Source organism: Reyranella massiliensis 521 (assembly GCF_000312425.1).
In the GTDB taxonomy this organism is placed as follows: domain Bacteria; phylum Pseudomonadota; class Alphaproteobacteria; order Reyranellales; family Reyranellaceae; genus Reyranella; species Reyranella massiliensis.
Genome location: NZ_HE997181.1, coordinates 490818 through 510473 on the forward strand (window position 1 = coordinate 490818; position 19656 = coordinate 510473).

General features: G+C 66.1%; 21 protein-coding genes. 16 read left to right on the forward strand and 5 right to left on the reverse strand.

All coding sequences use genetic code 11. From position 1 onward, the window contains the following. Positions 1–2: 2 nt before the first annotated feature. The 3 genes from BN60_RS02400 to gpt are packed head-to-tail and all read right to left on the reverse strand — an operon-like array spanning position 3 to position 2506. Entirely contained in the window at positions 3–977 is a 975-nt protein-coding gene (locus tag BN60_RS02400; RefSeq protein ID WP_020694383.1) for a Bug family tripartite tricarboxylate transporter substrate binding protein, read from the reverse strand. A gap of 15 nt (positions 978–992) precedes the next feature. Continuing rightward, a complete protein-coding gene (locus BN60_RS02405) occupies positions 993–2006 on the reverse strand; it encodes a zinc-dependent alcohol dehydrogenase family protein (RefSeq protein ID WP_020694384.1) in 1014 nt (337 codons plus the stop codon). Beyond that, positions 2003–2506, reverse strand: coding sequence for a xanthine phosphoribosyltransferase (gene gpt / locus BN60_RS02410; RefSeq protein ID WP_020694385.1), 504 nt, complete (start codon positions 2504–2506; stop codon positions 2003–2005). The genes BN60_RS02405 and gpt overlap by 4 nt, the downstream gene beginning before the upstream one ends. A 122-nt stretch (positions 2507–2628) precedes the next feature. Here gpt and BN60_RS02415 point away from each other — a divergent pair, with 122 nt between their 5' ends. The 15 genes from BN60_RS02415 (at position 2629) to BN60_RS02490 (ending at position 16423) form a co-directional block, all read left to right on the forward strand. Further along, positions 2629–3354 carry a TerC family protein gene (locus BN60_RS02415; protein ID WP_020694386.1) on the forward strand — a complete coding sequence of 242 codons (726 nt, stop codon included), beginning with the start codon at positions 2629–2631 and terminating at the stop codon, positions 3352–3354. A 5-nt stretch (positions 3355–3359) separates the two neighbouring features. Next, positions 3360–3791: a universal stress protein gene (locus tag BN60_RS02420; RefSeq protein WP_020694387.1), complete on the forward strand. Its 432-nt coding sequence runs from the start codon at positions 3360–3362 to the stop codon at positions 3789–3791. A gap of 66 nt (positions 3792–3857) precedes the next feature. Then, a complete protein-coding gene (locus tag BN60_RS02425; protein WP_020694388.1) occupies positions 3858–5033 on the forward strand; it encodes a deoxyguanosinetriphosphate triphosphohydrolase in 1176 nt (391 codons plus the stop codon). 53 nt (positions 5034–5086) lie between these two features. Beyond that, a complete protein-coding gene (gene argS / locus BN60_RS02430; protein ID WP_020694389.1) occupies positions 5087–6829 on the forward strand; it encodes an arginine--tRNA ligase in 1743 nt (580 codons plus the stop codon). Between the two features lie 147 nt (positions 6830–6976). Further along, on the forward strand, positions 6977–7747 hold the full coding sequence (locus BN60_RS02435) for an SPOR domain-containing protein (RefSeq protein WP_177324744.1): 771 nt from the start codon (positions 6977–6979) through the stop codon (positions 7745–7747). 10 nt (positions 7748–7757) lie between these two features. Continuing rightward, positions 7758–8789: a beta-N-acetylhexosaminidase gene (gene nagZ / locus BN60_RS02440; RefSeq protein ID WP_043283562.1), complete on the forward strand. Its 1032-nt coding sequence runs from the start codon at positions 7758–7760 to the stop codon at positions 8787–8789. Beyond that, positions 8746–9705, forward strand: a complete 960-nt coding sequence (locus BN60_RS02445; protein WP_245539798.1) for a segregation and condensation protein A — start codon at positions 8746–8748, stop codon at positions 9703–9705. Before nagZ ends, BN60_RS02445 begins: the two co-directional genes overlap by 44 nt. Then, positions 9702–10988 (forward strand): SMC-Scp complex subunit ScpB, encoded by a 1287-nt coding sequence (scpB, locus tag BN60_RS29410; protein WP_020694393.1) that lies wholly within the window; start codon positions 9702–9704, stop codon positions 10986–10988. Before BN60_RS02445 ends, scpB begins: the two co-directional genes overlap by 4 nt. Before the next feature lie 129 nt (positions 10989–11117). After that, positions 11118–11375: a twin-arginine translocase TatA/TatE family subunit gene (locus BN60_RS28500; protein WP_020694394.1), complete on the forward strand. Its 258-nt coding sequence runs from the start codon at positions 11118–11120 to the stop codon at positions 11373–11375. A 52-nt stretch (positions 11376–11427) separates the two neighbouring features. Next, on the forward strand, positions 11428–11868 hold the full coding sequence (tatB, locus tag BN60_RS02465) for a Sec-independent protein translocase protein TatB (protein ID WP_020694395.1): 441 nt from the start codon (positions 11428–11430) through the stop codon (positions 11866–11868). Positions 11869–11938: 70 nt separating this feature from the next. Further along, positions 11939–12736, forward strand: a complete 798-nt coding sequence (gene tatC, locus BN60_RS02470) for a twin-arginine translocase subunit TatC (protein ID WP_245539799.1) — start codon at positions 11939–11941, stop codon at positions 12734–12736. Positions 12737–12738: 2 nt separating this feature from the next. Further along, positions 12739–14025 carry a serine--tRNA ligase gene (gene serS, locus BN60_RS02475; protein ID WP_020694397.1) on the forward strand — a complete coding sequence of 429 codons (1287 nt, stop codon included), beginning with the start codon at positions 12739–12741 and terminating at the stop codon, positions 14023–14025. Beyond that, positions 14022–14813 (forward strand): 5'/3'-nucleotidase SurE, encoded by a 792-nt coding sequence (gene surE, locus BN60_RS02480; protein ID WP_020694398.1) that lies wholly within the window; start codon positions 14022–14024, stop codon positions 14811–14813. Before serS ends, surE begins: the two co-directional genes overlap by 4 nt. A gap of 15 nt (positions 14814–14828) precedes the next feature. After that, positions 14829–15476 carry a protein-L-isoaspartate(D-aspartate) O-methyltransferase gene (locus BN60_RS02485; protein WP_020694399.1) on the forward strand — a complete coding sequence of 216 codons (648 nt, stop codon included), beginning with the start codon at positions 14829–14831 and terminating at the stop codon, positions 15474–15476. Positions 15477–15538: 62 nt separating this feature from the next. Then, on the forward strand, positions 15539–16423 hold the full coding sequence (locus tag BN60_RS02490) for a M23 family metallopeptidase (RefSeq protein ID WP_083855921.1): 885 nt from the start codon (positions 15539–15541) through the stop codon (positions 16421–16423). A gap of 9 nt (positions 16424–16432) precedes the next feature. Here BN60_RS02490 and BN60_RS02495 read toward each other — a convergent pair whose 3' ends face one another. Then, on the reverse strand, positions 16433–16804 hold the full coding sequence (locus BN60_RS02495; protein ID WP_020694401.1) for a DUF1491 family protein: 372 nt from the start codon (positions 16802–16804) through the stop codon (positions 16433–16435). After that, a complete protein-coding gene (locus BN60_RS02500; RefSeq protein ID WP_020694402.1) occupies positions 16776–17726 on the reverse strand; it encodes a hypothetical protein in 951 nt (316 codons plus the stop codon). The genes BN60_RS02495 and BN60_RS02500 overlap by 29 nt, the downstream gene beginning before the upstream one ends. Before the next feature lie 66 nt (positions 17727–17792). Here BN60_RS02500 and BN60_RS02505 point away from each other — a divergent pair, with 66 nt between their 5' ends. Next, entirely contained in the window at positions 17793–19607 is a 1815-nt protein-coding gene (locus BN60_RS02505; RefSeq protein ID WP_020694403.1) for an ABC-F family ATP-binding cassette domain-containing protein, read from the forward strand. Positions 19608–19656: the final 49 nt, after the last annotated feature.

Below are 19656 nucleotides of genomic sequence, written 5' to 3' on the forward strand. Positions count from 1 at the left end.
CCCTACTCGCCCGGCTGGATGCCGGCATCCTTCGCGATCTTGACCCAGGTCGCGATCTCCTGCGCCTGGTAGGGCTTGAACTGAGCCGGAGTACGCGGTTCGACGGTGAAGCCGAGCTTGTCGATCTTCTCGGCGGTCTCGGGCTTGTTGAGGCTCTTCAGGATCTCGGCCGACAGACGGTCGAGGATCGGCTGGGGCGTGCCGGCCGGCGCGAAGAAGGCGGCCCAGGAGGCGGCGTTCGCATCCTTCACGCCCTGTTCTTCGAGCGTGGCGACCTCGGGCAGATGCGGGTTGCGCTTGGGGCTGCCCAACGCCACAGCACGAATCTGGCCGGCCTTGATCTGGGCCAGCACGCTCGGCAGCGTCGAATTGGAGAGATCGATGCGACCGCCGACCAGGTCCTGCACCAGCGGCGCCGCGCCGCGATAGGGCACGTGGGTCATCTTGGTGCCGGTGCGCGCCATGAAAAGTTCGGTCGAGAGGTGCGAGCCGGAGCCGATGCCGGTCGAGCCATAGTTCAATTCGCCGGGCTTGGCCTTGGCGAGCGCGATCACGTCCTGAATGTTCTTGGCCGGCAGGTCGTTGCGCACGACGAAGACATGCTCGAAGGCGCCGGCGCCGGCCAGCGGCGCGAAGTCCTTCACCGCGTCGTAGCCCGGCTCCTTCAACATGAACATGTTGTTGCCGTGCGTCTGGTTGTTGCCGAACGTGATCGTCTGTCCGTCCGGCTTGGCCTTGGCGACATTGCGCGTGCCAATGGCGCCGGCGCCGCCCGAGATGTTCTCGACCACGACCTGCTGGCCCAGCGGGCCGGAGATATCGGCGGCGACGATGCGGGCGATGACGTCGGTCGGGCCGCCGGCCGGATACGCCACGACCATCTTGATGGGGCCAGATGGCTGCCAGGTCTGCGCGAACGCGGGCTTTGCGAAGGGCGCGGCGAGCAGGCCGGCGCTGAACAGACGACGCTTGATCATGGTGACGTGCGCTTCCTAGGCGTGAGAGATGACGATCTTGCCGAAGTGATTCTGGCTCTTGAGGTGCTGGTAGGCAGCCTTCGCTTCGGCGAACGGAAAGACTTTATCGATGACAGGCTTGAGACCATTGGCCTCGATGGCGCGGTTCATCGCCTCGAACATCTGCTTGCTGCCGACATAGAGGCCCTGCACCCGCAGGTTCCGGCGCAGTATCGGCATGGGGTCGAGCGTCGCCATGCCCGACAGCAGGCCGATGACAGCGATCCTGCCGCCGAGCCGCGTTGCCATGAAGGAACGGGGAAGCGTGCCGGCGCCGCCAACCTCGACAGTGATATCGGCGCCGCGGCCGCCGGTCAGCTTCAGCGCTTCCTTGTCCCAATCGGGCGTGGCCTTGTAGTCGATCACGGCTTCGGCCCCCATCTTCTTCAGCCGCTCGGCCTTGGTGGCCGAGCTCGACGTGCCGATCACGCGTGCGCCGAACATCCTGGCGAACTGCAGGGCGAAGATGGAGACGCCGCCGGTGCCCTGGATCTGCACGATGTCGCCAGCCTTGATGTTGCCGATCTCGACCAGCGCATGCCAGGCCGTGAGGCCGGCACAGGGAAGGGTGGCGCCTTCCTCGAAGCTCAGGCCGGTCGGCAGCTTTACGACGCCGTCTTCTTCCAGAACGGCAAGCTCGGTCAGCATGCCGTCGATGGCGCCGCCCATGGCAGAGGCCATGGCCGCGTCGTCGATGTTGCCGCCGACCCATTTCTGCATGAAGCAGCCGGCCACACGATCACCCACCTTCACGCGGCTCACGCCGGGTCCAACGGCGACGACTTCGCCGGCTCCATCCGACAGGGGAATAAGGTCGGGCTTGGGGGCGGAGCGGGCGTACTGCGCCTCGATGGTGAGCAGGTCACGGTAGTTGAGGGACGTCGCGCGCACCCGAACCAGCACTTGGCGCGGGCCGGGCGCCGGGTCGGGCCGGTCAACGAGGGTGAGCGACTCGATGCCCTTGGGGGCGGGAATGACGTAGCACTTCACTGGCCACTGCCTTTCAGCTCGATGATAGTTTTCGCCATGACGGCTTCCTGATCCCAGGGAAACAGGATCCAGGTGTCCTGGCTGACCTCGGTGATGAAGCTGTCGACCGTCGGCCGGCCGGCGGGTTTTGCATAGACTGTGGCAAAATGCGCCTCGGGCAGCATTGCCCGCACTGCGCGCGCAGTGACGCCGGTGTCAACGAGATCGTCGACGATCAGCCAGTCCTTGCCCTTGTCCTGTTCGGCCGAGGTCCCCTTCAGCAGCTCGACCTTGGCACCGCGTTCCATACGGTCATAGGTCGAACAGCAAACCGTATCGATCAGCCGGAGATTGAGCTCGCGGGCCACGATGGCGGCCGGGACGAGGCCGCCGCGGGTGATGGCGACCAGTCCCTTGAACGGCCCCAGGTCGGCCAGCCGCCAGGCGAGCGCCCGTGCGTCACGATGCAGCTCCGTCCATGAGACGGGGAACATCTTGTTGTACCCAGTGCTGCTCGCCATACGATTTTCGCCCTTGGCTCTGTCCGGTTTGGCTTGCCCCCCGGCAGACGCTGCACTAACACCTTCGGCCGGCGCGTAGAAGCGTACCTCCTAGGGAAAATCGGGACGGAGACTGCAGAACAATGGGATTTGAGCTCACGCCCGCTTTCTGGAGCGGCCTCACCCAGATCATCCTGGTGAACATTGTCCTGTCTGGTGACAACGCGCTGGTCATTGCGCTTGCGTGCCGGAACCTCGAGAAGAAGCATCAGAAGCCGGCCATCCTGATCGGCAGCGCCGGCGCCATCGTCCTGCGTATCATTTTCGTGCTGATCGTCGATCAGCTCCTGCAGATTTCCTTCCTCAAACTGGCCGGCGGCCTCCTGCTGCTCTGGATCGGCGTCAAGCTGGTGCAGGGCGAGGACGAGCATGGCGACGGCGTGAAGGGTGCCGGTTCGGTTTGGGGTGCGATCCGCACCATCATCGTCGCCGATGCCGTCATGAGCCTCGACAATGCCATCGCCATCGCCGCGGCGGCCAAGGGCGATACGACGCTCATCGTGCTTGGCCTTCTGATCAGCATTCCGCTCATCATCTTCGGCGCCACTCTGATCATGGCGCTGCTCAACAGGTTCCCGATCATCGTCGTGGCCGGTGGCGCGCTGCTGGGCTGGATTGCCGGCGAGGTGCTGGCGACAGATCCGGGTTATGCCGACAAGCTCGCCGCGATCACGCCGCACGCCAAGACCATTCTGGAAATCGGCGGCGCTGTTCTTGTCGTCGTCCTTGGATATTTCCTGCAGTATCGCGCCAGACAGCGCCGACACGAGGACCCTGTCGATCTCGCCACCGAGAAGAGCAAGGAATAGTCACCATGGCCAAGATGAAAGCAATTCTCGTTGCGGTTGACGGCTCCGAGCCCTCCGACCGCGCCACGCAGCACGCGATCGACCTGGTCGGGTCGGGCGGCGCGGCCGAGCTGCACCTGATCAATGTCCAGCCGGCGCTGAGTGGCGCGGTGTCGGCCTTCGTGTCGCGCGAACAGATCGATGCGCACCATCGCGAGGAAGGCGAGAAGGCGCTGGCCTCGGCCGTTGCCATTGCCAAGAAGGCGTCGGTCCCGGCCAAGACCCATATCGGCGTCGGCCGTCAGGGTGAGATCGTGGCCGATTTCGCCAAGAAGCTCGGTGCGGGCCTGGTCGTCATCGGCACCCGCGGCCACACCGGCTTCGCCGGCGTCCTGCTGGGCTCCGTGGCGCAGGATGTGATCGCCCACTCCAAGGTGCCGGTGACGCTCGTAAAGTAGCCATCCGAGCCCGAACATCGTAAGAACGCGACCCTACAGGGAGGGTCGCGAAGCGTGGGCGAGGAGATGTGGCGACGCGAGGCGTTGGCGCCCTATGCGACCCTGCCGTGGCAGAGCCGCGGCCGCCTGCATGCCGAGCCCGAATCCTCCAGCCGCAGTCCGTTCCAGCGCGACCGCGACCGCATCATCCATTCGACGGCGTTTCGGCGGCTGAAGCACAAGACCCAGGTCTTCGTCTATCACGAGGGCGACCACTATCGGACGCGCCTCACCCACTCGCTCGAAGTGGCCCAGATCGCGCGGACGATCTGCCGCGTGCTGCGGCTCGACGAAGATCTCGGTGAGGCAGTGGCGTTGGCGCACGACCTCGGCCATACGCCGTTCGGCCATGCCGGCGAGGAGGCTCTGCACGGCGTCATGAAGCCTTATGCCGGCTTCGACCATAATGCCCAGACGCTGCGCATTCTCACCAAGCTCGAGGACCGCTACGCCGAGTTCAATGGGCTGAACCTCACCTGGGAGACGCTGGAGGGGGCGGTGAAGCACAACGGCCCCCTGCTAAAGAAGGGACGCACGCTCGAGGAACTGCCCGCCGCCATCGTCGAATATTGCCGGGATCACGATCTCGAGCTTCATGGCCATGCCGGGCCGGAGGCGCAGGTTGCCGCCCTGAGCGACGACATCGCCTACAACAATCACGATATCGACGACGGGCTGCGCGCCGGCCTGTTCGAGATCAAGGACCTGCTCGACCTGCCGCTGGTCGGCGAGATGTTCGCGACCGTCGGCCGGACGTATCCCGGCATCGACCAGACGCGGCTGGTTCACGAGGCGGTGCGTCGCGTGATCAACGCCATGGTCGAGGACGTGCTGACGGAGACGCGCCGGCGCCTGAAGGAGGCGCAACCGAAGTCGGTGGCCGATATCCGCGCCCTCGGCCGGCCTGTCGTCGCCTTCTCGGACGAGATGGTCGCCACCGACAAGACGGTGAAGGACTTCCTCTACAAGCGCATGTACGAGCACTGGAAGCTCAACCGTTCGCATTCCAAGGCGCGTCGCGTCGTCGTCGATCTGTTCGAGCTGCTGTTTACCGAGCCCAATTGCCTGCCGTCGCCGTGGCGCGAGAAGGCCGAGCGGGGGGCGATCCAGGCAAAGGCCCGTGTCGTCGCCGACTATATCGCCGGCATGACGGACCGCTACGCCCTGGACGAGCACCGCCGGCTGTTCGATCTCTATCAGTAAGGCCGGCGGGCCTTCGGGATGACAAGTTTGCCCGAATCGGCAATACCCGCCCCATGAATCCCTACCGTCATTTCATCGGCGAGATCGTCGCGGCGCTCAAATCCATGCAGGCTGCCGGCGAATTGCCGGAAAAGCTCGATTTTTCGGCCATCACGGCCGAGCCGCCACGCGACCCCGCCCACGGCGATATCGCGACCAATGCCGCCATGGTGCTGGCCAAGGCCGCGGGCAGGAAGCCACGCGACATCGCCGAGGCGCTGATCGGGCGGCTCACGGCCAATCCCGACGTGGTCGATGGCGCTGTGGCCGGGCCCGGCTTCATCAACCTCAAGCTCGTCGACGGCTTCTGGCGCAAGCGCCTGCGCGACTGCCTCGCGGCCGGTCTCGCCTATGGCGATTCGGCGATGGGGCAGGGGGCGAAGGTCAACGTCGAGTACGTCTCGGCCAACCCGACCGGCCCGCTGCACGTGGCGCACGCGCGCGGCGCGGTGGTGGGCGATGCGCTGGCCAACCTTCTCCAGAAGGCAGGCTACGCCGTCACCAAGGAATATTACATCAACGATGCCGGTGCCCAGGTCGACAAGCTCGGCCAGTCGACCTACCTGCGCTACCGCGAAGCGTTGGGTGAGTCTATCGCCGCGATTCCCGAGGGGCTCTATCCCGGCGAATACTTGAAAGAGGTCGGTGCGGCGATCGCCAAGCGCGACGGCGCGCGCTGGGTCGACAGGCCGGAAGCCGATTGGCTGCCCGAGATGCGTGCCTTCGCGATCGACTATCTGATGGCGGAGATCAAGGCCGACCTCGAAACGCTCGGCGTCAGCATCGACGTCTATTCGTCGGAGCGCGCTCTGGTCGAAAGCGGCGCCGTCGACCGCGCGTTCCAGGAGTTGAGCCGCCAGGACCTGATCTACCAGGGCCGGCTGGAGCCGCCGAAGGGGCAGAAACCCGACGATTGGGAAGATCGCGAGCAGACTCTCTTTCGCGCCACGCGGTTCGGCGACGAGGTCGACCGTCCGCTCAAGAAGTCGGACGGCAGCTGGACCTACTTCGCCAACGACATCGCCTATCATCACGACAAGTTCCGTCGTGGTTTCGGCGACATGATCGACGTGTGGGGCGCCGACCATGGCGGCTACGTCAAGCGCATGAAGGCGGCCGTCAGCGCCATCACGGAGAAACAGGGTGAGCTCGACGTCAAGCTCTGCCAGCTCGTGCGCGTCATGCGAAACGGCGAACTGGTGCGCATGTCCAAGCGCGCCGGCACGTTCGTTACCCTGCGCGATCTGCTGGACGAAGTCGGCCCCGACGTCGTGCGCTTCACGATGCTCACGCGCAAGAACGACGCGCCGTTCGACTTCGATCTGGTCAAGGCCACGGAACAGTCACGCGACAACCCGGTCTGGTATGTCCAGTATGGCCATGCGCGCACGCGCTCCGTCATGCGTCAGGCGAGCGCTGCGGGTGTTTCGGTCGATGGTCTGGAGGCCGCGCCGCTCGATCGTCTGGCCGATGTCGGTGAACTGGCCTTGATCCGCTTGATCGCCCAATGGCCCCGACAGGTCGAGGCGGCCGCGATTGCCCACGAGCCGCACAGGATCGGCTTTTATCTCTACGACCTCGCAGCCGCGTTCCATGCCCATTGGAATCGCGGGCGCGAGGAGCCAGGGCTGCGGTTCGTGGTCGAGGGAGATCCGGACCTCACCCGGGCGCGTCTGGCCTTGGTACAGGGAATCGGATTTGTGATAGGATCAGGATTAAAGGTCTTCGGCGTAACACCCGTCGAGGAAATGAGATAACGAATGCACATCCGCCGGTCCCCCTCCGGCGACGGACCTACGATCTACCGACCGAGTGAGTCGGTTGCCATGCGGCTCGATCCGCCGCCCCGGCCCGTCGCGCACGAACCAGATTCAATCCCGCCGCCGCCGCGGGACTCCCTGCTCATGCGCGTCAACAGAAGACGCGGTCAGATCCTGACGATCATGGTCTCGGTGGCCGCCATCGCGAGCTTCGGCTCGGTCGTGTGGTGGGCCCACAACCAGGACGTCAAGGCAGGTGGTCGGGGACTGGAGCCGCTGGTCGTGCAGGCGCCGACCACGCCCGCCCGGATGAAGCCCGAGAATGCCGGCGGCCTCGTCCCGCCCAACCAGGACAAGGAAGTCTTCAATCGCATCTCTCCCGGTACGGTGCCCGCGCAGCCTGAAAAGCTGTTGCCCGTAGCAGTGACGCCTCGCCTGCCGGCCAATGGCTTGCCGACACCGGCGGCCCCCAAGCCTCCAGAAGCCGAGGTCGCCAAGGCGCCGACGCCTCTGCAGCCCAATCCTCCGGCGACGGCCGCCCCGGCGCAGCCGACCGACAAGGCGCCGGCCAATCCGCCGAACGTGCAGCCGGCTTCCACGACGCCGAGCAGCGAGAGTGGACCCAGCATCGCCAGCCTGATCGAGAACATGTCCGGTCCGACCGGCGGCTGGCGCGTACAGATCGCCTCGGTAAAGAGCGAAGACGTTGCCAAGTCGACATGGGCGCGTCTGCAAAGCGCTCATGGCGACGTGCTGTCCAGCCTGCGTATGCAGGCGGTGAAGGTCGATCTCGGCGACAGGGGAGTCTGGTATCGCGTCCAGGCAGGGCCGCTCGACGAGAAGCAGGCCCACAGCGTCTGCGCCAACCTGAAGTCGCGCCGGACCGACTGCGTCTCGGTACCTCCGGCACGGTGACATCTTGGCCATGAGAGTGCCGCGCGCGGCTATTCTGGGCTGCGCCGGTCCCGACCTGACGCCGGACGAGCGCGCCTTCTTCCGCGACGCCGATCCGCTGGGCTTCATCCTGTTTGCCCGCAACTTCGATACGCCGGATCGGGCGCGTCGATTGGCCGACGACCTGCGGTCTTCGGTGGCACGGGCCGACGCCCCGATCCTGATCGATCAGGAAGGTGGGCGCGTGGCGCGATTGCGCCCGCCGCATTGGCGCAAGGCGCCGCCGGCCCGTCTTCTGGGCACCCTCTACGCCCGCGATCCAGAGCGCGGGCTGGAAGCCGCCAAACTCAATTCCCGCCTGCTGGCCGCCGACGTGACGTCGGTGGGCTGCGATGTCGACTGCGTGCCCGTTCTCGATATCGCCTTTCCCGAGACCCACGCCGTGATCGGCGATCGGGCCTATGCCGACCGGCCCGAGCCGGTGGCGGCGCTGGGGCGTGCCGCGGCCGAGGGCCTGCTGGCCGAGGGCGTGATGCCGGTCATCAAGCACATTCCGGGGCACGGCCGCGCCACAGTCGACAGCCACGATACGCTGCCGACCGTGACGGCATCGCGCGCCGAACTGGAACGCACCGACTTCGTACCCTTCAAGCTGCTGGCCGACCTGCCCTGGGCCATGACCGGACACCTCCTCTTCGAGGCGATCGATGCCGAGAACTGCGTCACGGTATCGGCACGCAGCGTGAAGGAGATCGTTCGCGACCATATCGGATTCGACGGACTGCTCCTCTCGGACGACCTGTCCATGCAGGCGCTGGGCGGCTCGTTGGGAGATCGGGCCTTCCGCGCGCTGGCGGCGGGCTGCGACATCGCCCTGCACTGCAATGGCCGGATGGAAGAAATGGTCGAGATTGCCGGCCGCACTGGGGCGATGACCGGCGCCGCTTGGCGCCGCTTCGAGGCGGGTCGCGCCTTCCTGGGCCGCCATCGGGACCCGGCCGGCCCCCGCGGCCTCGCCGATGCTGCAAAAAGGCTCACCGAACTCCTGCCCGAATGGGGATAAGGCGGGGCCAAATCCAGTGGCGGCAGGCGCTCCCAGTGGACTAAACCGGGGCTACATGAACGAGCCCGCAAGCCCGCCCCCCGAAGACGTTCCGGTCGCCGAAGCGCCCGCCGTGCCCGCCGAAACGGCACCGGCCGCCGACGGCTTCAATGCTGCCGGGCCCGACGTCATCGCGCCGGGCGAGGGCGAGCTGATCGTCAATCTCGAGGGCTTCGAAGGCCCGCTCGACCTGCTCCTCACCCTGGCGCGCGATCAAAAGGTCGATCTGCGGCGCATCTCGATGGTGGCGCTGGTCGATCAGTATCTGGCGCATGTCGCCCAGGCCCGCCGCCTCAGGCTGGAACTCGCCGCCGACTACCTCGTGATGGCCGCGTGGCTCGCCTATCTGAAGTCGCGCCTGCTGCTGCCGGAGCCGCCGGCCGGCGAAGAGCCGTCGGGCCAGGAGATGGCCGACGCGCTGCAATGGCAGTTGCGCCGCCTGGAGGCGATGCAGGAAGCCGGCGCCCGCTTGATGGCGCGCCCGCAGCTCGGCAAGGACGTCTTCTCGCGCGGCCAGCCCGAGGGCGTCGTTATCATTCGCCGGGCCGTCTGGGACGTGAAGCTTTACGACCTGCTGCAGGCGTACGGCCATCAGGTGCGGCCCAAGGATGCGGACACCTACCAGATCGCGCCGATGCAGTTCTTCTCGGTCGAGGAGGCTGCGGAGCGCCTTGGCCGGATGCTGGGCATCGCCATCGATTGGCAGACGCTGGAGGCATTCCTGCCGGCCGGCCTCACTGATCCGACGAAACGCCGCTCGGCCATCGCGTCTACGTTCGTGGCAGGCCTCCAGCTGGCCAAGGACGGCCAGATCGAGCTGCGCCAGACCGAGCGTTTTGGCCCCATTCATTTGCGTAAACGTACCGAGCAACGGTGACGGTTCCCGATATGTCAGATCAAGAAAACAAAGCGACCGCCGTCGAAGAGCCGAAGGACCAGGAGGCAGTCGTCGCCGAACCTGCGTCCGAGGCGGAAGCCGTCGCCGGCGATCTGTCCGAGGACGAGGAATTGGCTGCCGCCAAGAACCGGCAGGGCGTCGACGATGACGACGACTCGGACGATAAAGATGACGATGACTCGGATGACGACGAAGACGAGTCGGACGATGACGACGATTCCGACGACGACGATTCCGAAGAGGATGACGGCGAGTCGGACGATGACGAGTCGGATGATGACGACGATTCCGACGAAGAAGACGATGACTCGGATGACGAAGACGAGTCGGACGATGACGACGATTTCGAAGAGGACGGCGAATCGGACGAAGACGAGTCGGATGATGCTTCTGACGAGGATGACGAAGAGGACGACGACGATGAGGAAGACGACGGCCATGAGGAGGACGTCGAAAAGGCCGTTGTAGAGGAAGCCTCCGAAGTCGAAGCGCCTGAAGTCGAGACCTCAGAAGCCGAGGGCTCAGAAGCCGAACCTCGGGAAGTCGAAGCGCCAGAAGCCGAGACCGTCATTGCGGCTGCTGCAGGTGCGGCAGTGGCGGCCGCGGCGGCAGGCCAGGTCACCGATGTGGTTCCCCCCGACCACGCCCAGCACCTCCGCCTGCTCGAAGCGCTGGTCTTTGCCGGCGCCCAGGCGCTGGACGAAAAGGATCTGGCCGAGCGCCTGCCCAACGACGCCGATGTCGCGCGGCTGCTGGCCGATCTCGCGGAGCTTTATGCCAATCGGGGCGTGAATCTGGTCAAGGTCGCGGGCGGCTATGCGTTCCGTACGGCGCCGGACCTGGCCGAGAAGCTCAAGATCGAGCGGCCGGTGACGCGCAAACTGTCGCGTGCGTCGGTCGAGACGCTGGCCATCATCGCCTATCATCAGCCGGTGACTCGTGCAGAGATCGAGCAGGTACGTGGCGTCGGCCTGAGCAAGGGTACGCTCGACCTGCTGTTCGAGCAGAACTGGATCAAGCCGATGGGCCGCCGCCGTGCGCCCGGCAAACCCGTCACCTGGGGCACGACCGATTTCTTCCTCGAGCATTTCGGTCTGCCGAGCCTCGACGACCTGCCCGGCCAGGAAGAACTGAAGGCCGCGGGCCTCTTGGATCAGCGCGCCCAGCCCCCCATATTTCGGCCTGAAGAGCCGGATCTGCCGCTCGAACCGACGGAGGAAGAGGCCACCGAGCCTCTGGCTACCGAAGAAACGGGGCGGTGACGCCTCCAGAGGGGCAGACGCCCCAATACGACCTTATTCGACTGGTTGCCGGGCCTTCAACGCGAGTGCCATAATCAGGGCTCGTGAATTCGACACGCCGATCGGAATAAATCTTGGGAGCATGTTCACATGGGTAGCTTCAGCATTTGGCACTGGCTAATCGTGCTGGCCGTCGTGCTGCTGCTGTTCGGCGGTCGCGGCAAGATCTCGCAGCTCATGGGCGACTTCGGAAAGGGCCTCTCGGCCTTCAAGAAGGGCGTCGGTGGGCAGGAGGAGACGCCGCCGACGCAAGCCAATCAGCAGCCGGGCGACGCCGCCAAGCCGATTTCGGCCCAGGCCACCACCACGCCGCCGGGTGGTCAGGTCCACCAGGATGCGAAAGTCTGACGACGCGCCTGGAGTAGCCGCGGCGCGTTTTTGCGGCGGGATCTGAACAACGATGTTCGGTATCGACAGTCCTGAGCTTCTGGTCATCGCCGTCGTGGCGCTGGTCGTCATCGGCCCCAAGGAGCTGCCGAACCTGTTGCGGAGCTGGGGCCGGTGGATGGCCCAGATGCGCGGCATGGCGTCGGAATTCCGCGGCCATGTCGACGAGATGGTCCGCCAGTCCGAGCTCGACGAGGTCAAGAAGCAGCTCGAGTCCGCGCCAGGGCTCGACCTGCAGTCGCTCGACCCCACCAAGCAGATCAAGAGCGCCATTCAGGAAGGCATGGCCGAGGGCGAAAAGGCGCTCGCCGAGGCCAAGGCCCAGATCGACAACCCGCTGGTCGAGCCGGAATCCGCGCCTCAGATCGCGGCCGAGCCCATCGCGCCGCCTGTGCCTGCAGTTCCCGTACCTGCAGCTGAAGAGAAGCCGGCGAAGGCCGTTGCGGCCGGCTGAGTGCCAAATAGCGCTTTGAATCGGGTGCCAAAGGACGGCATAACGCGGCTCCCATGCTGCGAAGCGTACCGTGACCCAGGCACACGACGGACCTGAAGACGACAAGCCGATGCCGCTGCTCGACCATCTGGTCGAGCTGCGCAAACGCCTGATCTATGCCCTTGTCTGCTTTTTTGCCGTCTTCTTCGTCACGTTCTATTTCGCCAAGCCGATCTTCTCGTTCCTGATCCAGCCGGCCCTGGCCGATGGCTACAAGGTCATCGTCCTCGATATCTTCGAGTTCTTCTTCGTCACCGTGAAGCTGTCGGCGTTCGTCGCGCTGATCGTCGGCTTCCCGCTGATTGCGGTGCAGATCTGGCTGTTCGTCGCGCCCGGCCTCTACCGGCACGAGAAGCGCGCTTTCGTGCCTTTCCTGGTCGCCACGCCGTTCATGTTCTATGCCGGCTGCGCGCTCATGTACTATGTCGTGCTGCCCTACGTGATCAATTTCATGCTCACGCAGTATGCGCCGGCCGACATCGAAAAGACGCTGAGATCGTCCGACTACCTCGAGCGCATCCTGCAGCTCGTCTTCGCTTTCGGCTTTGCCTTCGAAGTCCCGGTCCTGCTGACCCTGCTGATCCAGGTCGGGATCGCCACCAGCGAGGGCCTCAAGTCCAAGCGCCGATATGCCATCGTCATCGCCTTCGTCATCGCAGCCGTTCTGGCCCCGCCTGACGTGGTCAGCCAGATTGCCCTCGCCATCCCCTTGATGGCCTTCTACGAGATCAGCATCCTGATCGGCGGCTGGATCGAGCGGAAGCGCGAGCGCGAGGATAAGGCTGCCGAGGAAGCCGAGAAGAAAGCCGACGAGGCGGCCAGCTCCTAGCCATGCACGACATACGTTTCGTCCGCGACACTCCCGAAGCCTTCGACAAAGGTCTGCAGCGCCGTGGGCTCGTGCCCGCTTCGGCCGGTATCCTGGAGATCGACAAGCGCCGCCGCGCCGCCATTTCGGAGAGCGAGACGATACAGGCCCGGCGCAAGACGCTCAGCCAGCAGATCGGCATCGCCAAGCGCAAGGGCGAGCCCGCCGACGCGCTGATGGCCGAGGTTGCCGGCCTGGAAGAGGGGCTGAAGAAGGGCGAGGCCGAGGCCCAGCGCCTCGACGAAGAGCTGAGGCGGCATCTCGAGATCCTCCCCAACATTCCGGCGGACGACGTGCCGGTCGGCAGCGACGAGCATGCCAACGTCGAGGTTCGCCGCTTCGGCAGCCAGCGCAATTTCAGCTTCCAGCCCAAGGACCATGTGGCCCTGGGCGAGGGCCTGGGCGAGATGGATTTCGCGCAGGCTGCCAAGATTTCGGGCTCCCGCTTCGTCTTCCTGAAGAACCGGCTGGCCCGGCTGGAGCGGGCGATCGCACAGTTCATGCTCGACCTGCACACCGAGGTGAATGGCTACACCGAGATCGACCCGCCGATGCTGGTGAAGGACGCCGCGGTCTACGGCGTCGGCCAGTTGCCCAAGTTCGCCGAGGACATGTTCCGCACCGACAACGGCTTCTGGCTCATCCCGACGGCCGAGGTCTCGCTCACCAACCTGGTGAACGACATGGTGCTGGACGAGAAGGACCTGCCGCTGCGCTTCACGGCCTTCACGCCCTGCTTCCGCTCCGAGGCGGGCGCTGCCGGCAAGGACACGCGCGGCATGATCCGCCAGCATCAGTTCCCCAAGGTCGAACTGGTCAGCATCACCGCGCCCGAGCAGTCGGAAGCCGAGCACGAGCGCATGACGGCGTCGGCCGAGGAAGTCCTGAAGCGGCTGGGCCTTGCCTATCGCACCCTGACGCTGTGCACCGGCGACATGGGCTTCTCGGCGCGCAAGACCTACGACCTCGAGGTCTGGCTGCCCGGCCAGAACGCCTATCGCGAGATTTCGAGCTGCTCGAACTGCGGCGATTTCCAGGCTCGCCGCATGAACGCCCGCTACCGCCCCAGGGAAGGCAAGGGGACGCGGTTCGTGCATACGCTGAACGGCTCCGGCCTCGCGGTCGGTCGCACCTTGGTCGCGGTGCTGGAGAACTACCAGAACGAGGACGGCTCGGTGACGATCCCCGATGCGCTGCGTCCCTACATGCGCGGCGTCGAGACGATCGCCGCCGGCGTGGCCAAGAAGTGAACGCGGTCAATCTCGCCAAGGCGCGCATCCTCGTCACCAACGACGACGGCATCCACGCGCCCGGCCTGCAGGCCCTGATCGAGATCGCGGAGCAGCTGTCCAGCGACGTCTGGGTCGTGGCGCCCGAGGTCAACCAGAGCGGCGCCGGCCATTCGCTGTCGCTGTCGCGGCCGATCCGGTCGCGCGAAGTGAGCGAAGGCAAGTTCGCAATCGAGGGGACGCCGACCGATTGCGTCCTGTTTGCGGTCAAGCATCTGCTGAAGGATCGCAAGCCCGACATCGTCCTGTCCGGCGTCAATCGCGGCACCAACATTGCCGACGACGTGACCTATTCGGGCACGATCGCGGCGGCCATGGAAGGCTGCCTGCTCGGTCTGCCGTCGATTGCCTTCAGCCAGGCCTATACGCACGACCATCCCGTGAAGTGGGGCACTGCCACGGCCCATGGCGCTGCCGTGGCGCGGCGCGTTCTCGCCATGGACTGGCCACGCAACGTGCTGGTCAACATCAACTTCCCCGACGTCGTTGCAGGATCGGTCAAAGGCGTGCGGGCGACTCATCAGGGCAATCGCGGGTTCGGCGGCTACATCATCGAGCGCCACGATCCCCGCGGCGGGTCCTACTACTGGATCGGCTATACGCCGCAGGAGCGCGAAATCGACGAGGCAAGCGACATCGCCGCCGTTCGCGCGGGCTACATCTCCGTGACGCCGCTCCAACTCGACCTCACCCACGAGGCGATGCGTCGCAAGCTCGTCGCCGAGTTCGCCGCCGAGAACGAAGACTAGGGCGAGACGGGCGCCGTGAACGTCCCGGCCATGCAGCGCCTGATTGCCGAGTTGCGCAACTCCGGCATTTCGGACGAAAACGTTCTGGCAGCAATCGCCGCGGTCAATCGCGAGCGTTTCGTATCGCCTACCTTTGCCGAGCGGGCCTGGGAGAATACGGCGCTGCCCATTGCCTTCGGCCAGACGATCAGCCAGCCGCTTGTGGTGGCTGCCATGACTGAGGCGTTGCGGGTCGGGCCGCGCATGAAGGTCCTCGAGATCGGTACCGGCTCGGGCTATCAGGCCGCCGTGCTCGCCAAGCTGGCGCGACGGGTCTATTCGATCGAGCGCTTCAAGCCTCTGTCGAAGGAAGCAGAGCGGCTGCTGCTCGATCTCGGCATCTACAATGTCGTGGTCGATATCAACGATGGCAGCAAGGGTTGGCCCGGCCAGGCGCCGTTCGATCGCATCATCGTCACCGCCGCGGCCGAAGAGAGGCCGCAGGCCTTGATCGACCAGCTCGCCGTCGGCGGCATCCTGATCGTCCCGGTGGGGCGCGATCCCACCGCCCAGGTCGTCGAGCGAATCGTGAAAAGCGAGCGCGGCCTGCAACGCGATACGCTGATGCCGGTGCGCTTCGTGCCCCTCGTCACGGGTCCTTTGCCTGTTTTGGGGCAGGGATAACGCGGCCAAAAATCGTCTTTGGCCCGATTCCCGCCGGAATCGTGATGCAGTAAAATGGATTCATGAAAAGAGCCCCTCGCTTCCCCTCGCGATGGGCCGGCTGGTTGCGCACGCTGGGTACAATGGCGGTGCTGTCGGTCGCGCTCGGCGCTTGCAATACCGTCATGGGCGCCCGTGAGGGCACCATGGAGTATCCCGGCTCAGCGGCCGGCCCCAATGCCGTTCCGGTCTATGTCGTGAAGGACAAGGACACGGTCGAGAGCCTCTCGCAGCGCTACGGCGTGTCGACCCAGACGATCATCGACCGCAACGATCTCAAGCAGCCTTACACGCTCAAGGCAGGTCAGACCCTGCAGATGCCGGGTGCGCGGTTCGTGGCCGACAATGTCGGCACTGCCGCCGCCGCCACGACCCAGACCGCTGCGGCCAATCCCAGCGCGCCGGGCCCGGTCAAGCGCGAAGCCTTGGCCGCGCCGGGACAAAGCGAGGCGCCGCGGTCGGCGGCACCGGCCGGAGAGCCGACACCGCTTGCACCGGCGGCGCGGTCCGTCACCGTGCCCGCGACTCCGCCGGCGCGCATGGTCTGGCCGGTCAACGGCAAGATCGTCTCGAAGTACGGCACGTCGGGTGGCCAGAAGAACGACGGCATCGACATCGCCGCGGCGAAGGGCGCGACGGTAAAGGCGGCCGACAATGGCAAGGTCGTCTATGCCGGCAACGAGGTCGCCAAGATGGGCAACCTGCTGCTGGTCGAGCACTCCGGCGGGTACATCACTGCCTACGGCAACAACGAGTCGTTGCTGGTCAAGAAGGGCGACACCGTGAAGAAGGGCCAGGCGATCGCCAAGGTCGGAAATTCCGGCGGTACGGCCGAGCCGCAGTTGCACTTCGAGGTTCGCCGTTCCGGCAAGACGGTCGATCCCACGACGGTGCTGCCGCCGCAGTAGGCGGCAGCTTCAGACGACCTTTCCGTCGATCTTGTACTCGCCTTTGCGGTCTTCGATCTCGAGGACCCAGAGGTCGGGATCGCGGGCCACCTGGCGCGCGATGTAGGCGTCGGCGTCGGGCTCGGAGACCGGCGTCGGCCCGGTGCCGCGACTCCAGGCCGGCTCGTCATCCATGGTGCTGGCTTGCGTGTAGACCGTCACGCCGGCCTCGAAACGGTTGATCTTGAGGAGCACCGTGCCGGCATCGGGATCGCCGCGCCGCACGACGGCCGCAGGGATGAAGGCGCGATCGCACAGCCGCACCTGCGCGCTGACCCAAAGTCCGGTCGTGAGGCCCATCGCCATCGGCTCGTCATCCTTCCAGCGCGTCGTCCAATCCATCGAACACGGCCCGTGCGCCGCGCCAGCGGAAGCGCACGCAGGCGAAGGGAAGCGCGTCGAGGGCTGCATCGCTGTCGGCCAGCGAGGCCGGCACGATCAGGATGGGTCTGATATCGGGCCCGTTGCGCGCGGAGGCAAGCGATAACGAGCCCACGGCGAGCGCGAGCTCGTCGGCCCGGCCGTCGGCCACCAGGGCAAACAGCGGCTGCGGCCGCACACCGCGCAGCGAGAAGAGATCGTGGGCCCCGCCGAACAGGCCACGCTTGGCAAGTTCCTCATGCAATGCCGCGTCGACCAGCCTGCGGTCACAGGCCGTCACGGCCGATTCGACCCGCATCGGTTCGACGCAAAGGCCGGACCGGGGCCTGGCCGGTCCTCCTGCCTTGAAGCGGCGCACCGAATCGACGAATTGACCGAGCAGTCGGGTCAGCCGCGGGCTTTCGAGAGGTGCCACGATCAACGCTTCCGACTCCTCTCCGTCGGGCCAGGTCACCTTGCGCCATACGCCGTCGGCGAGAAAGTCGCGGAAGCCCGCCTTGCGTTGGCCGGACCGGGCCCCGCCCATGCGGCCGGAATGGGCGAGATAGAGCGCGCCGTTGGCGTCTGCGACGACAATCCCCGCCACTTTCCGGTCGGTGCCGGCGCGCGGCAAGTTGATCTCGCAGGTGATGCTCTCGCGTTTGGTCGGCGGGTTGGGCGCATAGCCGAGAAGCAGCGCATGCCGTGCGGAGATGCCGTCGCGTGCCCGGCGTGGTTCGAACGCCCACCAGAAGGAATCGTCGCGGGTCCAGTGGATGGCGGTGCGGAGTTCCCCGCCACGCCAGGTGAGGCGCACGCCGCGCGCAGGGACGCCTTTCAACGCGCCTTGTAGGCGTTTGATGGCGCGGTCGATACGTCTTGGCTCCCCCACGACCCGCAGCATGCGTGATCCTACCGCTGCCGCTGGCCCTTGCCCACTCGGTCGGCATCCGGCAAGAGACCGACCTTCATGGCCGAACCGCCCCTTCTCGCACTCCAGGACATCCGTTACCGGCTGGGCGATCAGACGATCCTCGACGGCGTCGAGCTTTCGATTGCGCCCGGCGAGCGCCTGTCGCTGATCGGCCGCAACGGTGCCGGCAAGTCGACCCTGCTGCGCATCCTGGCGGGCGAGCCGATTGCCGATTCAGGCACGCGTTTCGCCCAGCCGGGCGCCGTCGTTGCGACCCTGCCGCAGGAGCCGGATTTCACCGGCCACGAGACCGTGGCGGATTACGTGACCTCGGCGCTCGCCGATTCGCTCGGGCCTTCGGACTATCGCGTGGCTGCGCTGCTCGACGAGCTCAAGCTCGATGGTGCTCGTGCTCCCTCCGAACTGTCGGGCGGCGAAGCCCGCCGCGCGGCGTTGGCACGTGCGCTGGTCGCCGAGCCGGATGTGCTGCTGCTCGACGAGCCGACCAACCATCTCGACCTGCCGACCATCGAATGGCTCGAAGCCACGTTGGCCGCCTGGAAGGGCGCCTATGTGCTGGTGAGTCATGACCGGCGCTTCCTCACCAACCTGGCGCGTGCAGTGCTCTGGCTCGACCGCGGCATCGTGCGCCGCCTCGACCGCGGCTATGCCGAGTTCGAAGCCTGGTCGAACGACATCCTCGAGCGCGAGGCGACGGAGCGGCACAAGCTCGACCGTCTGATCGAGCGTGAGACCGAATGGGCCGGCAAGAGCATCCGCGCCCGCCGCACGCGCAACGAGGGCCGGCTGCGGGCGCTTGGCGAGCTGCGCAAGCAACGACGCCAGCAGATCGGCCCGGTCGGTCGTGCCGTCATCGAGACGGGCGCGGCCGAACAGTCGGGCGCGCTCGCCATCACGGCGCGCAACATCTCCAAGAGCTGGGGCGACAAGACCGTCGTGCGCGAGTTCTCGACGCGCATCTTCCGACGCGACCGCATTGGTCTGATCGGTCCCAATGGCGCGGGCAAGACGACGCTGCTGCGCATGCTGATCGGCGAGCTGGAGCCCGACACCGGCTCCGTAAAGCTCGGCGCCAACTTGATGCCCGTGGTGATCGATCAGCGCCGCACCGCGCTCGATCCCGAGAAGACGCCCTGGGAGATCCTGGCGGATCGCAACGACCATGTGCTGGTGCGCGGCCAGCAACGGCATGTCATGACCTATCTGCGCGAGTATCTGTTTCGCGACGAGCAGGCGCGTCAGCCGGTGCGTACGCTGTCGGGTGGCGAGCGTAACCGCCTGCTGCTCGCCAAGGCGCTGGCCGCGCCCTCGAACCTGATCGTCCTCGACGAGCCCACGAACGACCTCGACGCCGACACGCTCGACCTCTTGCAGGAGGCGCTGGCGGACTATGACGGCACTGTCCTTCTGGTGAGCCACGACCGCGACTTCCTCGACCGGCTGGTGACGTCGACCATCGCTCTGGAAGGCGACGGCACCGCCATCGAATATGCCGGCGGCTACAGCGACTATCTCCTGCAGCGCGGCCCGCGCGAAACGCCGACGGCTGCACCTCCGCCGCGCCGCGAGAAGGCGACTTCTGCGCCGCGCGAAGCGACGCCTGCCAAGCAGCGTCTGGGCTACAAGCGGGAACGGGCGCTGGCCGAGCTGCCGAAGAAGATGGACGCGCTGCATGCCGAGATGGCGGCCCTCGGCGAGGCCTTGGCCGATCCTGCGCTCTACACGCGCGATCCCAAGGGCTTCGCCGCCAAGACCGCCCGTCTCGGCGCCGCCCAGGCCGAACTCGACGCCGCCGAAACCGAGTGGCTGGAGCTGGAAATGCTGCGCGAGGAGCTGAAGAGCGCGGGTTGACGGGGCAGGGGGTGTCGGGTACCCCCACGCACCCCCCGAAGGTCCCCCA

Bases quoted from the DNA above. Each gene is read 5' to 3' on its own strand.
- BN60_RS02415 (WP_020694386.1), top strand. From the start codon at position 2,629: ATGGGATTTGAGCTCACGCCCGCTTTCTGGAGCGGCCTCACCCAGATC.
- BN60_RS02425 (WP_020694388.1), top strand. From the start codon at position 3,858: ATGTGGCGACGCGAGGCGTTGGCGCCCTATGCGACCCTGCCGTGGCAG.
- argS (WP_020694389.1), top strand. From the start codon at position 5,087: ATGAATCCCTACCGTCATTTCATCGGCGAGATCGTCGCGGCGCTCAAA.
- BN60_RS02495 (WP_020694401.1), bottom strand. From the start codon at position 16,804: ATGGATTGGACGACGCGCTGGAAGGATGACGAGCCGATGGCGATGGGC.
- tatB (WP_020694395.1), top strand. From the start codon at position 11,428: ATGTTCGGTATCGACAGTCCTGAGCTTCTGGTCATCGCCGTCGTGGCG.
- BN60_RS02500 (WP_020694402.1), bottom strand. From the start codon at position 17,726: ATGCTGCGGGTCGTGGGGGAGCCAAGACGTATCGACCGCGCCATCAAA.
- BN60_RS02445 (WP_245539798.1), top strand. From the start codon at position 8,746: ATGCTGCAAAAAGGCTCACCGAACTCCTGCCCGAATGGGGATAAGGCG.
- BN60_RS02435 (WP_177324744.1), top strand. From the start codon at position 6,977: ATGCGCGTCAACAGAAGACGCGGTCAGATCCTGACGATCATGGTCTCG.
- BN60_RS02420 (WP_020694387.1), top strand. From the start codon at position 3,360: ATGGCCAAGATGAAAGCAATTCTCGTTGCGGTTGACGGCTCCGAGCCC.
- BN60_RS28500 (WP_020694394.1), top strand. From the start codon at position 11,118: ATGGGTAGCTTCAGCATTTGGCACTGGCTAATCGTGCTGGCCGTCGTG.
- gpt (WP_020694385.1), bottom strand. From the start codon at position 2,506: ATGGCGAGCAGCACTGGGTACAACAAGATGTTCCCCGTCTCATGGACG.
- BN60_RS02505 (WP_020694403.1), top strand. From the start codon at position 17,793: ATGGCCGAACCGCCCCTTCTCGCACTCCAGGACATCCGTTACCGGCTG.
- serS (WP_020694397.1), top strand. From the start codon at position 12,739: ATGCACGACATACGTTTCGTCCGCGACACTCCCGAAGCCTTCGACAAA.
- BN60_RS02490 (WP_083855921.1), top strand. From the start codon at position 15,539: ATGAAAAGAGCCCCTCGCTTCCCCTCGCGATGGGCCGGCTGGTTGCGC.
- BN60_RS02400 (WP_020694383.1), bottom strand. From the start codon at position 977: ATGATCAAGCGTCGTCTGTTCAGCGCCGGCCTGCTCGCCGCGCCCTTC.
- nagZ (WP_043283562.1), top strand. From the start codon at position 7,758: ATGAGAGTGCCGCGCGCGGCTATTCTGGGCTGCGCCGGTCCCGACCTG.